The sequence below is a fragment of the Halovivax limisalsi genome, assembly GCF_023093535.1.
In the GTDB taxonomy this organism is placed as follows: domain Archaea; phylum Halobacteriota; class Halobacteria; order Halobacteriales; family Natrialbaceae; genus Halovivax; species Halovivax limisalsi.
Genome location: NZ_CP095757.1, coordinates 3648691 through 3660821 on the forward strand (window position 1 = coordinate 3648691; position 12131 = coordinate 3660821).

Annotated in this window: 11 protein-coding genes and 1 tRNA gene; 8 read left to right on the plus strand and 4 right to left on the minus strand. The window is 66.0% G+C overall.

What is annotated here, in order from left to right:
• Positions 1 to 33 precede the first annotated feature (33 nt).
• Positions 34 to 828, minus strand: coding sequence for an electron transfer flavoprotein subunit beta/FixA family protein (locus MXA07_RS16950; RefSeq protein WP_247729778.1), 795 nt, complete (start codon positions 826 to 828; stop codon positions 34 to 36).
• 209 nt (positions 829 to 1037) lie between these two features.
• Between MXA07_RS16950 and MXA07_RS16955 the strand changes: the two genes are divergently transcribed.
• The gene (locus MXA07_RS16955) at positions 1038 to 1508 is read left to right on the plus strand and encodes a TRAM domain-containing protein (RefSeq protein ID WP_247729779.1); all 471 of its coding nucleotides are present in this window, start codon (positions 1038 to 1040) and stop codon (positions 1506 to 1508) included.
• Positions 1509 to 1651: 143 nt separating this feature from the next.
• Positions 1652 to 2272 carry a DUF309 domain-containing protein gene (locus MXA07_RS16960; RefSeq protein ID WP_247729780.1) on the plus strand — a complete coding sequence of 207 codons (621 nt, stop codon included), beginning with the start codon at positions 1652 to 1654 and terminating at the stop codon, positions 2270 to 2272.
• 85 nt (positions 2273 to 2357) lie between these two features.
• Here MXA07_RS16960 and azf read toward each other — a convergent pair whose 3' ends face one another.
• Positions 2358 to 3104: an NAD-dependent glucose-6-phosphate dehydrogenase Azf gene (azf, locus tag MXA07_RS16965; RefSeq protein ID WP_247729781.1), complete on the minus strand. Its 747-nt coding sequence runs from the start codon at positions 3102 to 3104 to the stop codon at positions 2358 to 2360.
• A 208-nt stretch (positions 3105 to 3312) separates the two neighbouring features.
• On the opposite strand from azf, the gene MXA07_RS16970 reads away from it, so the two are divergent.
• A complete protein-coding gene (locus MXA07_RS16970; RefSeq protein WP_247729782.1) occupies positions 3313 to 3699 on the plus strand; it encodes a dihydroneopterin aldolase family protein in 387 nt (128 codons plus the stop codon).
• A 100-nt stretch (positions 3700 to 3799) separates the two neighbouring features.
• Positions 3800 to 4219 (plus strand): DUF5790 family protein, encoded by a 420-nt coding sequence (locus tag MXA07_RS16975; RefSeq protein WP_247729783.1) that lies wholly within the window; start codon positions 3800 to 3802, stop codon positions 4217 to 4219.
• An 81-nt stretch (positions 4220 to 4300) separates the two neighbouring features.
• Here MXA07_RS16975 and MXA07_RS16980 read toward each other — a convergent pair whose 3' ends face one another.
• The gene (locus MXA07_RS16980; RefSeq protein WP_247729784.1) at positions 4301 to 5044 is read right to left on the minus strand and encodes a creatininase family protein; all 744 of its coding nucleotides are present in this window, start codon (positions 5042 to 5044) and stop codon (positions 4301 to 4303) included.
• 135 nt (positions 5045 to 5179) lie between these two features.
• On the opposite strand from MXA07_RS16980, the gene MXA07_RS16985 reads away from it, so the two are divergent.
• Positions 5180 to 5524, plus strand: coding sequence for a DUF5789 family protein (locus tag MXA07_RS16985; protein WP_247729785.1), 345 nt, complete (start codon positions 5180 to 5182; stop codon positions 5522 to 5524).
• Positions 5525 to 5556: 32 nt separating this feature from the next.
• Here MXA07_RS16985 and MXA07_RS16990 read toward each other — a convergent pair whose 3' ends face one another.
• The gene (locus MXA07_RS16990; protein ID WP_247729786.1) at positions 5557 to 7503 is read right to left on the minus strand and encodes an ABC transporter ATP-binding protein; all 1947 of its coding nucleotides are present in this window, start codon (positions 7501 to 7503) and stop codon (positions 5557 to 5559) included.
• A gap of 201 nt (positions 7504 to 7704) precedes the next feature.
• Here MXA07_RS16990 and MXA07_RS16995 point away from each other — a divergent pair.
• The 3 genes from MXA07_RS16995 (at position 7705) to MXA07_RS17005 (ending at position 12037) form a co-directional block, all read left to right on the plus strand.
• A tRNA-Val gene (locus MXA07_RS16995) sits at positions 7705 to 7778 on the plus strand.
• A 388-nt stretch (positions 7779 to 8166) separates the two neighbouring features.
• Positions 8167 to 10602 (plus strand): hypothetical protein, encoded by a 2436-nt coding sequence (locus MXA07_RS17000; RefSeq protein WP_247729787.1) that lies wholly within the window; start codon positions 8167 to 8169, stop codon positions 10600 to 10602.
• A gap of 226 nt (positions 10603 to 10828) precedes the next feature.
• Positions 10829 to 12037, plus strand: a complete 1209-nt coding sequence (locus MXA07_RS17005) for a LeuA family protein (protein WP_247731775.1) — start codon at positions 10829 to 10831, stop codon at positions 12035 to 12037.
• Positions 12038 to 12131: the final 94 nt, after the last annotated feature.

Below are 12131 nucleotides of genomic sequence, written 5' to 3' on the forward strand. Positions count from 1 at the left end.
TCTGGCGTACTCGCAGGAGCTTGCTTCGTTCGCTCATGCGACCACCCCCTTCTCGCGAAGCAGATCTGCGAGTTCGCCGGCGGTCTCCTCGGCGCTGCCCTCGAAGATCGTCGCGTCGCTCTCGGACTCGGGCTCGTACATCGCGGTCAGTTCGAGGTGGCCCTCGACGACGGAGTCGTCCAGGCCCAGCTCCTCGAGCGACTTCGCGTCGAGTTCCTTGCGCTGGGCCTGACGGATGCCGCGCAGGCTCGCGTATCGCGGCTCGTTGATACCGGTCTGGATGGTCAACACGGCTGGCAGGTCGACCTCGCTGAGCTCCTCGACGCCGCCCTCGAGTTCGCGGTGGACGGCCGCGGTGCCGTCCTCGAGGGCGTCGTGATCGAGCTCGTTGACGACCGCCGACCACTGGAAGCCGAGCGTCTCGGCCAGCGTGACGCCCGTCGCCATCCAGCTGTCGTCGCCCGTCTGGACGCCCGTGAGGATGAGGTCGGGATCTTCGTCCTCGACGACGGCGGCGAGGATCTCGGCCTTCGCGTCGACGTCGAGTAAGTCGACGCCCTGGAGGGCGTCGTCCCAGATGCGAACCGCGCGATCGGCGCCCTTCGCAAGCGCCTGACGGATCGTCTGCTCGCTGTCCTCGGGGCCGATCGTTACGGTCACGACCTCGTCGGCGAGATCGGCTTCCTGCAGCTGGACGGCCTCCTCGATGGCGTAATCGTCCCACTCGTTGAGGTCCGCGCCGAGGTAGCGCTCGTCGATCTCGGTGCCTTCGATCTCGAACTCGTCGTCGACGGTCGACACTTCCGCGACCGGTACGAGGATCTTCATCGCCCGAGACTGGGACGCGAACCCCGTAAATCCTTTCGAAACCGGCGGCGTTCGGCGACGGGTTTCGACGGTCGGATTCGCGGCTGGCCGGCCCGGCCGTCGACGGCACGAGCGCGCGAGCCGAACCGATCGCTCGACCGTCGACGGCCGACGCGGCCGCCGGAGGGCAGATACGCAAGCGGTTTAACGGTCCCGATACTACTCGGCCTATGGCTGACTGTCCACTCGCGGACGACTGCCCGAGTTTTTCCGAGCGTATCGCAGGCATGGGGTGTCAGCACTACGGCGACCGGGGTGGCAAAGAGTGGTGTAACCACTACAGCCAGCCCATCGAGGACCTGAAGAGCCAGCCCGTCAAGAGCGGCGAAGAGGTCGTGGTCGACGTCGTCGACATGCACGAGAGCGGCGCCGGCGTCGGCCGAACCGAGGACGGCTTCATCGTCATGGTCGACGGCGTCCTCCCGAAGGCCCGCTCGCGCGTCGAAATCACCCGCGTCCACAGCAATCACGCCCGCGCGGAGGAGGTCGAACGCCTGCCCCTCGACCCGGAGAAAGACGCGGACGAAGACGACGAATCGGCCGAGGAGTCGGCCGACGAGGACGAGGAAGAACGGGACGGCGACGACAACGGCCCCGACCGACCCCAGCTCGGCAGCCGCGAGAACTTCTGGGGACGCTGAGCGCCGAGAATCGAGGCCGCCTCGGGCGGCGTCCGCGGACAGTCACCGATTTCTCCGGTCGTTCGACACCGACGACAGAGACGGCGCCGACACGGGGTCGACCCGTCGGCGGGTTTTTGCCGATCGGACGCCAACGTCACACCATGGAAACGGCGCTCCGGGCCGGCATCGCCGTCTACAACGACGGGCACTACCACGCCGCGCACGACGCCTGGGAAGCCCACTGGCTCGACCTCGAATCGGGCACCGGGGACGAGGTGCTGCTCCACGGATTGATCCAGTTCACCGCGGCGGTCCACCACGCCCACGGGCGAAACTGGGAAGGAGCGGTCGGCCTGGCCGAGAGCGCCCGCGACTACCTCGCCGACCTCCCCGCGGACTACCGGGGCTGCAACGTCGGCGCAGCGAGACGGTTCCTCGCCGCTCTCGCCGCGGATCCGGAGCTGGTCGAACGGCGCCGCCCGCTCTCGCTTTCGCACGAGGGAACGATTCTGACCCTTTCGGACTGTTCGCCCGCGGAGATCGCCGTCGCCGCGACGGTCCTCGCCGACGAGTGGGGCTACGACGAGGGAGTCGTCGAGCGAGCCGGGGAATACGCGCTGACCGGCGCCGAGCGCGACCGCACGGGAACGCCGTTCCGGGCGCTGTTACGGGATTTCGTCGCCGGTGACGCGAAGAACCGAGACATCGCGTACCAGCGGCTGCGCCAGCGCGTCGATCGGCGCGACTCGACGATCGCGGACGTCGAAGGCCTCTTCGAGTGAGGATCTGCTCGCGGATGTCTCCTGACGTCCCGTACGTCCGGTCGGACGACCTCGGCCCCGACCGGCTCGTCGGGCGGTACAGTACTCAGGACTCGTACTCCGCGGAGTTGTCCTGCGGGTCGTAGCCGAGCACCTCGCGGGCGCGCTCGATCGAGTAGTACTTGCGGTCGTTGTCGGAGATGCCGTAGACGATCTCGTAGCCGTAGTCGGCCTCGATACAGCGCTGGAAGAGGTGTGCACAGTCGCGGTAGGAGAGCCACATCGCCTGGCCCCGCTCGTAGTCGATCGGGGGGTGGTCCTTCGTGAGGTTGCCGATCCTGACGCAGGCGACCGAGAGGTCGTACTCGTCGTGGTAGTACCGACCGAGGAGTTCGCCGGTCGCCTTCGAGACGCCGTAGAGGTTGCCCGGTCGCGGAAGTTCCGTCCCGTCGAGGCGGAAGTCGTCGTCCTCGCGGTACACGTCGGGGGTGCGCTCGTCGGTCTCGTAGTGGCCCACCGCGTGATTCGAGGAGGCGAAGGCCACCGTCTCGACGCCCTCCGCGACGGCCGCCTCGTAGATCACACGGGTGCCGTCGATGTTGTTGGGGAGGACGCTCGACCACGGAGCGTCCTTACGCGGGTCGCCGGCGAGGTGGATCACCGCGTCCATTCCCGCCATCGCCTCGCGGACGGCCTTCTCGTCGGTGATGTCGGCCACGACGAACTCGCCGGGGTAGTCCTCGGTCGGCGGATCGCGATCGAGCAGTCGCCAGGTGTACGCGTCGGCGAGTTCGCCCAGGATCGCCGAGCCAACCCGCCCTGATGCCCCGGTTAGCAGGACCGACTGTGCCATTCGTTCGGTGGATAGCCCGGCCCCGATACGTACCTTGCGGTCTCGACCGGCGGGTGACAGCCGACTGCACGCGAACGGTGCTGGTCAAGGAGTTCTGGTACAGCGAGCGAATCGGATGCACGCGGGAGATCGACTCTGCTCCGGAGACGACCGGCCCCAGCTCGCGCCCGACCGGAACGTCCTTGCCGCGAGGTCGCGATCACCCGGTATGCACTCGGACGGACCGGACTCCTCGAGCACCGATCCCACCCCGGCCGAAGTCGCCTGTTTCGAGAGCGGGATCAAGTTCGGCTCGCTGTACCACCAGTTCGCCGGCACGCCCGTCTCGCCCGAAAGCGCCGGCAGCCTCGCGCGCGCGATGGAGGAATCGATCGAGAACCAGCCACACTGCGAGCGGGTCACCGTCGACGTGGACGTCGACGCGCTCGAACGGGAACTCGAGGAGGACGCGGCCGACTACACGGAGTTGACCGGTCGGTTTCTCGACGTCGAAATCGTCGTCGAACGCGACGGTCGGCGCGTCACGTCGCGAATGGCGATGGACGACGGCTACCCGCTGATGCGCGTCGTCGACGTGGCGGGTCGAGGCGAGTGACCGATCCCCCAACTCACGCCCGGATGGACCGTCCTAGCGGTCGATTTTCACTTTCACTTTCGGGCGATAGTTTAACCCGCCCCGCGGAGTACGATCGGGCATGAGCCAGGCCTCACTCACGGACGAGGACCTCTTCGGGGAGGCGGCCAGCGAGATGCGCGAGGACGTCGAATCCTCGCTCGCGGCGGCGCGCGAGGAACTGCCGGCCGCCGACGAAATCTGGGAGACCGACGCCGACAACGTCCTCGGCGCGCTCAACGGGCTAAAATCGGCGCTCGACGCCGGGGAAGCCGAGTCACACCTGCGCGACGCGAAGAAGTGGTACACGATGGGCGAGCGCGCAGAGGCCTTCGACGACGCCGACGACCTCGCGGCCGACATCGAGGCGGTCGAATCGACGGTCGAAACCGTCGAGGAGGCGGCGGATCAGGTCACCGACCTCACGTCGACCATGCCCCAGCTCCGGGGGACGCTCCAGGACGCCGCTGCGGACGGCGAAGGGGGCGGCGACGCGGAGTAAGTCGACGGCCGAGTCCCGAAATCCGACCGAGGGCCGATCGTGTCGGACGCCGGCTGCGCGATCGAATCGCCCTGGGCGACGCTAGTTCTCCCCGTCACCGGCGTTCGTGAGATCACGCTCTTCGACGGCACCCAGCAGCCTCGCGAGTGATGCGGCTGCGAGGTCGAGCAATTCTTCGCCGCGAGCGGCGTCTCCGTCGGTCGGGTCACCCACGACGCCGTTCTCGGTGAACTCGGCGGCGTCGTGGGCGAGGTTCGCGAAGCTCACCCACTCGCCCCAGCCGTCGGCCGCGCCGTCGCGGGCGTCCTCGACGCGATCCTCTCGCACGAGATCCGGCTCGATCGCCCGAAGCAGACTCGTCTCGAGCGGCCCGGCGTGGCCCATGTCGGCCGAGTGCTCGCCGACTGCGTCGAACCAGGTGAACGCGACGGCGTAGACGTCCTCGTGGCGCGTGAGTTCGCCGGTCGCCTCGTGAAGGGCGTCCGCGTTGCCGCCGTGGCCGTTGACGACGACCACGCGGTCGAAGCCGTGATGGCCCAGGCTGGTGACGCAGTCCCGGACGACGGCCCGGAAGGTGTCCGGTTCGAGCCAGAGGGTCCCGGCGAAGTGACGGTGTTCTTCGGCGACGCCGACCGGGATCGCGGGGGCGATCGCGACCTCGCCGTCGTAGGCCTCGACGCCCGCCTCCGCGACGGCTTCGGCGGCCATCGTGTCCGTCCCGAGCGGGGCGTGCGGGCCGTGCTGTTCCGTGCTCCCGACCGGCAGGACGGCCAGGTCGGTTTCGAGATCGGCCGCGTCGGGCCAGGCGACGCGTTCCAGGTGCATGCAGGTCACGACGGCCGGTCAGGTCTTGTATGCACCGTCTCGTCAATCGCGGGTGAACTGGAACGGCCGCGCCCGCGTTCAACACACGCGTTGGCAGGGCGAACACGTATCCGGCGGTCCGTCCCAACCCGAACCATGAGTGACGCACACCGGGAGCAGGGCGTCGAACTCGGGGATCTGGGCCGGAAACTCGAAGAGCACGAGTATCCCGCGAGTCAGGACGAACTGCTCGAGGCCTACGGGGACGAGGAACTCGAGATGGAGGAGGAGACGACGACGTTCCGCGAGCTGCTCGAGCCGTTCAACGAGGACGGGTACGACTCCGCCTTCGAGGTCGAGCAGGCCATCATGACGATGGTCGGCGACGAGGCGATCGGACGCAAGAACTACAGCGACCGGACGCCGCCCGCGCCGGGCGAGGACCGCCAGGACGAGGGCGCGCCGGGACAGGAGGGGCAGCGAGAACAGGAGTCGTTCTAGAACGGGGCGGGCGGCGGTCGTCGTCCCGGCGATCAGTCGTCGTCCTGCCCGGCTTCCGTGCGGGCGGTCCGGCGCTGGGCGCGTTCGATGAACTCCTGCGGGAGTTCGTCGATCTCGCCGGCCTGGACGCCCCAGAGGTGCGCGTAGAGACCGCCGTTGTCGAGGAGGTCGTCGTGGGTTCCGCGCTCGACGATCCGGCCCCCTTCGAGGACGATGATCTTGTCGGCGTCCTTGATCGTCGAGAGGCGGTGGGCGATGGCGAACGTCGTCCGGTCGGCGGCGAGTTTGTCGATCGAGCGCTGGATGAGCATCTCCGTCTCCGTGTCGACGTCGCTGGTCGCCTCGTCCAGGATCAGAATGTCGGGATCTTTGAGGATCGCCCGCGCGATGGAGATGCGCTGGCGCTGGCCGCCGGAGAGTTTGACGCCGCGTTCGCCGACCTCGGTGTCGTAGCCCTCGGGCAGGTTCTCGATGAAGTCGTGAGCTTCGGCCATCTTCGCGGCCTCGATCACGTCCGCACGGTCGGCGTCGAACGTGCCGTATTTGATGTTCTCCTCGACGGACCCGTAGAACAGGAACGAGTCCTGGCTGACGTAGCCCGTCTTCTCCCGCAGGCTGCGGAGGGTGACGTCCCGGAGGTCCTGCCCGTCGATGGTGATCTCGCCCTCGTCGATGTCGTACATCCGCAACAGGAGCTTCAGGATCGTCGATTTGCCGGCGCCCGTCGGGCCGACGAGCGCGAGCGTCTCGCCGCCCTCGACCGCGAAGTCGACGTCCTCGACGATCGTCTCCGCCTCGTCGTAGCCGAACGTGACGTCGTCGTACTCGACGCGACCGTCGGTGACCTCGAGTTCCGTCGCGCCGGGGTTCTCCTCGACGCGGCTCGGTTCGTCCATGAGGCCGAACATGCGCGCGGAGGACGCGCGAGCGCGCTGGTACATGTTGATGATCTGGCCAAACTGGGCCATCGGCCAGATGAAGCGCTGGGTGTAGAGGACGAAGACGACGAAGTTCCCTTCGGTGAGCGTCCCGGTGAACGGGCCGGGCGCGGTGCCGTTGAACACCCAGAGGCCGCCGACGACGAACGTGATGACGAATCCGACGCCGGCGATGACCCGCAGCCCGGGGAAGAACTTGATCCGGGTCTCGATGGCGTCCCAGTTGGCGTCGAAGTAGTCCATCGAGACGTCGTCGACGCGGTCGGACTCGTAGTCCTCCGTGGTGCTCGACTTGATCACCTGGATGCCGCCGAGGTTGTTCTCCAGCCGGGAGTTGACCTTCCCGACGGTCGAGCGCACTTTCGCGTACTTCGGCTGGATGATCTTGACGAACGCGTATGTGAACGCGGCGATCAGCGGGACCGGCAGCAGCGCGACGAGCGCGAGTTGCCAGTTGATCCACAGCAGCAGGCCGCCGATCCCCAGCACCATGACGGACATGCGAAACAGCGAGTTCATCCCGTCGTTGAGGAAGCGTTCCAGGCGATTGACGTCGTTCGAGAGGATGGACATCATCTCGCCGGTCTGTTTGTCGGAGAAGAAGTCCATGTTCAGCCGCTGCATCTTGTCGTACGTGTCCGTCCGGACGTCGTGCTGGATGTTCTGGGCGAACGAGTTGAACCCCCAGTTGCGCAGCCAGTGAAAGATCGCGCCGAAGCCGAACGCGCCGATCAGGACGGCGATCGTAAACCAGAACTGTCCCTCCTGGGTGGGTGGCAGCCAGGCGTCGGGCAACACGACCAGCGGGATCTGCTCGGAGAAGTTCGCCTGACCGCCGTCGCGAAAGATAGAATCGATGGCGATCCCGAGCATCAACGGCGGCAGTAGATCGAGGAGTCGAGCGAAGATACTCGCAAATATCCCGACGGCCGCCTGGAACGCGTATCGAGATCCGTACTCGCGGAACAGCCGCTTCATCGGGTTCTCGATTTTGTCCCGTTGTTCCTCGAACGGGTCGTCTTCTTCCCAGTCTACGCTCATTACACCGCCGTGAGAGAGCCGCGCCAATAAATATTCCCTTCGAATCGAAATAGTATGGCGCGGGAAGCGTCGTGACGGGCGACCGATACGGGACGGCAGAGCCGGCGGATCAGCAGACGGGCAAGGGGGTTCGACGCTCTCCCGCGGTCCACCGAACGAGAAGGTAACAGTTATTCACGCCGGCCCATTGCTGGTCCGTACGGGCTCGTGGTCTAGCCGGTTATGACGTGGCCTTTACAAGGCCGAGGTCGGTGGTTCGAATCCGCCCGAGCCCATTTCTGGGGCGAACGACAGTGAGCCACAGAAATGTACGCGAGGAAGTTCGAACTATACTGAGGTTCTGCGAGCGAAGCGAGCAGGTTCTCAGGAGTGGTTCGAATCCGCCCGAGCCCATATTTCTGCCGCGAGCAAATCGCGAGCGGCAGAAATCTGTCGAGAGGGCGGTTCGAAGTAGAGAAGTCACAGCCCGCGCAGCGCCGAAGGCGCGAGCTGGACTGTCTTCGCGTGGGTCGACTCCGTCCGAATTCCGGAGGCGGGAGCAGGTGAGAACGGCTCCGAGGGACGGGAAGCTATATCGATTCGAAACCGGTACAGCCACAATAAATACTTAATAATTAGATAATTATTTCAAAAGGCAGAGAGACGATGGATTCGTGTCTTGATATGTCAGACGAAACTATTCCGTTCACGGCCGGCGGGTTCGAGGGGAATCACAAGTGGACCGACGCGGACGTCCCCGAGCTCGAGTCGACCGGGCAACCGGTCGTCGTCGGGTCGATCGCAACGTTCCACGGCGGAGATACGGCGGGGATCCGGATGCGTAACGTGCGTGCCGACGGGGTTGAGATGTGCGTCGAGGAGGAGACCTCGGGAGACGACGAGACGTGGCACACGAACGAGGAGATCCGGTTTCTCGGCGCTCCGAGCGGGCCGATAACGGATGCATCGGGAAACGACATCGGGGAAGCCGGGGTCGTCGGCCTGGAGCAGCCGGACGGCGACCACTGGCACACGATCGAGTTAGACGACAGCTACGACGATCCGGTCGTGCTCACGCAGATCATGACCTACAACGGGCAGGACGCCTGTCACGGGCGGGTTCGCGACGTGCGATCGGATCGGTTCGAGTTCCAGATCGAGGAGTGGGACGTCCACAACGGCCCGCACATCGAGGAGACGATCGGGTACGTGGTCCTCGAGGAGGGCATCCACACGCTGCCCGACGAGAATCCGCTCTCCGAGGGGACGCCGGTCGAGGTCACGACCGTGTCGACGGATCACAACTGGTCTGACGTCTCGTTCTCGGCCGGGCTCGGAACCGACCCGGCCGTGGTGAGTCGGTCCCAGACCGAGAACGGACACCACGAGATCGTGACGCGCCAGCGAAACGCGGACGACGAAGGGGTCGAGGTCCGCCTCCAGGAAGAGGAGGGTCGCGGCGGCGACCACGTCGAAGAGACGGTCGGCGTCGTGGCGACGCCGCGACGCGACGTCGAGATCGGATTCGGTCGCGTTCCGGACGTCGATCACGACTGGACGGAGTTTACGTTCGAGACGCGCATCACCGCGTCGAGTCCGGTCGTCCTGGCGAACATCGATACGTTCAACGGCGAGGACACGGTCGCGCCGCGGCTCCGGACCGTCACGGCGACCGACGGCCAGGTATTCCTCGAGGAGGAGACCTCGCAGAACGACGAGCGCCGGCACAACGAGGAGACGGTCAGCGTCGTGTCCCTCACGGAGGGTCCGATCGCGGACGCAAACGGCGATCGCATCGGATGGGCCGGGACGGTGGAATTCGGCCAGTCCGACGAGAATTACTGGCACACGGTCGATTTCGGCGGCGAGGAGTACGACGATCCGGTGGTGTTCGCGACCATGCAGACGTACAACGGCGAGCATCCCTCGCACGTGCGACTGCGCAACGTCGGCTCGGGGTCGTTCGAGCTCCAGATCGAGGAGTGGGACTACCTGAACGGGCCGCACGTCGAGGAGACGATCGGCTACCTCTATCTGGAATCGGGTACGCACACCCTCTCGGACGGTTCGCAACTGCACGTCGGGACGACGCAGTCGACCCACCAGTGGTTCAACGTGGAATTCATCCCGGATTTCGAGAGCGAGCAGCCGGCCCTGCTCACCCAGTGCCAGACGTACAACGGGTACAACGAGGTCGTGACCCGAACGACGAACCTCGACGCTCACGGGTTCGACGTCCGACTCCAGGAAGAAGAGGGAAGCGACGGCAGACACGACGTCGAGTCCGTCGGCTTCCTCGGCATCGCACGGCCCGGACGGAACACCCCCAGCTACGAGACCGAGCGGGTGCTCGACACCGCGGTCGAGGGATTCAGCCTCGACGACTGCGTCTTCGCGTTCGACAACGACTTCCCCGCCGGCGAGTACACCTTGCCCAACCCGATCGACCTCGGTCCAGCCGGGTCGATCGACGAGATCGGTGACACGACCAACGGGATGTGCGGCGGGATGGTCCTCGCGGTTCGAGACTACTTCGAACACGGTCGCTCGCCCTGGCCGGACGACCTGGTCGAGCGGTCGCCGCCGAACTCGCCGGTCGACGACGATCAGCCGGCCGAAGACACGGCGCTGTTCGATTTCCTCTCCGAACGGCTGTTCGATAGCTTCATGCCCGGAAACGGGAATCCGCTCGGGGCGGGGATCTACCAGACGCTGATGAACTCGCCGAACACCAAGAAGTGGGGTCAGGTGAAAAAGAGCCGGAACGAAGTCATGCGCCAGGAGTGGAGGAACGAGATCAAACCGGCGCTCGATTCCGACACGCTCTGTCCGATCGGGCTGATCCACGTCGACACGCACGGGAACATCTTCAAGACCGGGCTCAACCAGATCGGCGACAACCACCAGGTCCTGGCCTACGGCTACTCGACGTACGACGATACGGTCGAGATCTACGTCTACGATCCGAACGCCCCGAACGACACCGAGCGGCGGATCCAGTTTACCGACACGGGCGACCTGAGCGACTGGTTCGAGCCGTCGTACGTCGGCTCCTCGAAGCCGGTCTACGCCTTCTTCGCGGTCCCCTACTCGCCGAAATCGCCGCCGCGGTTCGACTAGCGATCCGGCGCGGGTCCGTGCGCCGACGGAGCCGAAGCGGCTCGACCTCCATCGATCCCCCGCTCGAGCGGCCGAATCTTCGATAGTGAGTTCTATATCCGAAAAACGTACAGAACAACAATCATCATTATAAACCAGGTGTGGCAGGCAACGTTCAGTCCGACCCGTGAGTTTAAGTTCGTACGCTCATTTGGTACGGCTGCAATGACGACACCAGAGGGCGCCTCTGTCACCCGGCAGGGGAGTCGAGTTCTTCGACGGTAATGAAGTGGCTACTGTAGCCGAGATTGACGACGTACAGTTCTTCGATACGACGCTGCGAGACGGCGAGCAAGCGGCACGCATCTCCTTTACGTACGAGGAGAAACGTGAGATCGCCGCGGTGCTCGACGAGATGGGCGTCCACGTCATCGAGGCGGGCTTCCCGGTGAGCTCCGACGAGGAGTTCGAGGCGGTGCGCGACATCGCCGACGCGTGCGAGACGACCGTCTGCGGCCTCGCCCGGATCGTCGACGCCGACGTCGAGGCGGCGCTGGATTCTGGCGTGGACATGGTCCACGTCTTCGCGTCGACCTCGGACGTCCAGATCGAGGATTCGATGCACTCGACGCGAGAGGCAGTCAAGCGCAAGTCCGTCGAGTGCGTCGAGCGCGTCACAGACGCGGGCGTCGAGTGTATGTTCTCGCCCATGGACGCGACGCGGACCGACGCGGACTACCTCGCCGAGGTCGTCGAGGCGACGACGGAAGCGGGTGCGGACTGGATCAACATCCCCGACACGGTGGGCGTCTGTACGCCCGATCGGATGGGCGATCTCGTCGAGTTCGTCGGCGAGCACACCGACGCCGAGCTGGACGTGCACTGTCACGACGACTTCGGGATGGCGACCGCGAACTCCGTCGCCGGGATCGAGGCCGGCGCCAGCCAGGCGCAGGTCTCGGTCAACGGGATCGGCGAGCGGGCCGGCAACGCGGCCACCGAGGAGGTCGTGATGGCGATCGAGTCCATCTACGGCGTCGACACGGGCATCGACACCACCCGGTTCGTCGAGCTCTCCTCGCTGGTCGAGGAGCGAAGCGGCGTAACGATGCCGGCCAACAAGCCGGTCGTCGGCGAGAACGCGTTCAGTCACGAGAGCGGCATCCACGCCGCCGGCGTGATCGAGAACGCGGCGACGTTCGAACCCGGCGTGATGACCCCGGAGATGGTCGGCGCCGAGCGCGACTTCGTGCTGGGCAAGCACACCGGCACCCACAACGTCCGCAAGCACCTGCAGGAGGCGAGCTACGATCCGACCGACGAGCAGGTGCGGGCGGTGACCGCCCGCGTGAAGTCCTACGCCGCGACCGAGGGCGAGGTGACCGCGGAGGTCGTCGAGCGGATCGCCCGCGACGTCGGCGCCGACCGCGAGCGGGTCACCGAGGGCCGAGCCTGATGGGCGCGACGAGCGTCGCGGCGCTCCCGCCGCAGCGAGCAGCTTCCGCGGTTCGAGGGGCCGAGCAGCGGCGACGCCGCGATCCGCGAGCGAC

Bases quoted from the DNA above. Each gene is read 5' to 3' on its own strand.
- MXA07_RS16950 (WP_247729778.1), bottom strand. From the start codon at position 828: ATGAAGATCCTCGTACCGGTCGCGGAAGTGTCGACCGTCGACGACGAG.
- MXA07_RS16955 (WP_247729779.1), top strand. From the start codon at position 1,038: ATGGCTGACTGTCCACTCGCGGACGACTGCCCGAGTTTTTCCGAGCGT.
- MXA07_RS16960 (WP_247729780.1), top strand. From the start codon at position 1,652: ATGGAAACGGCGCTCCGGGCCGGCATCGCCGTCTACAACGACGGGCAC.
- azf (WP_247729781.1), bottom strand. From the start codon at position 3,104: ATGGCACAGTCGGTCCTGCTAACCGGGGCATCAGGGCGGGTTGGCTCG.
- MXA07_RS16970 (WP_247729782.1), top strand. From the start codon at position 3,313: ATGCACTCGGACGGACCGGACTCCTCGAGCACCGATCCCACCCCGGCC.
- MXA07_RS16975 (WP_247729783.1), top strand. From the start codon at position 3,800: ATGAGCCAGGCCTCACTCACGGACGAGGACCTCTTCGGGGAGGCGGCC.
- MXA07_RS16980 (WP_247729784.1), bottom strand. From the start codon at position 5,044: ATGCACCTGGAACGCGTCGCCTGGCCCGACGCGGCCGATCTCGAAACC.
- MXA07_RS16985 (WP_247729785.1), top strand. From the start codon at position 5,180: ATGAGTGACGCACACCGGGAGCAGGGCGTCGAACTCGGGGATCTGGGC.
- MXA07_RS16990 (WP_247729786.1), bottom strand. From the start codon at position 7,503: ATGAGCGTAGACTGGGAAGAAGACGACCCGTTCGAGGAACAACGGGAC.
- MXA07_RS17000 (WP_247729787.1), top strand. From the start codon at position 8,167: ATGTCAGACGAAACTATTCCGTTCACGGCCGGCGGGTTCGAGGGGAAT.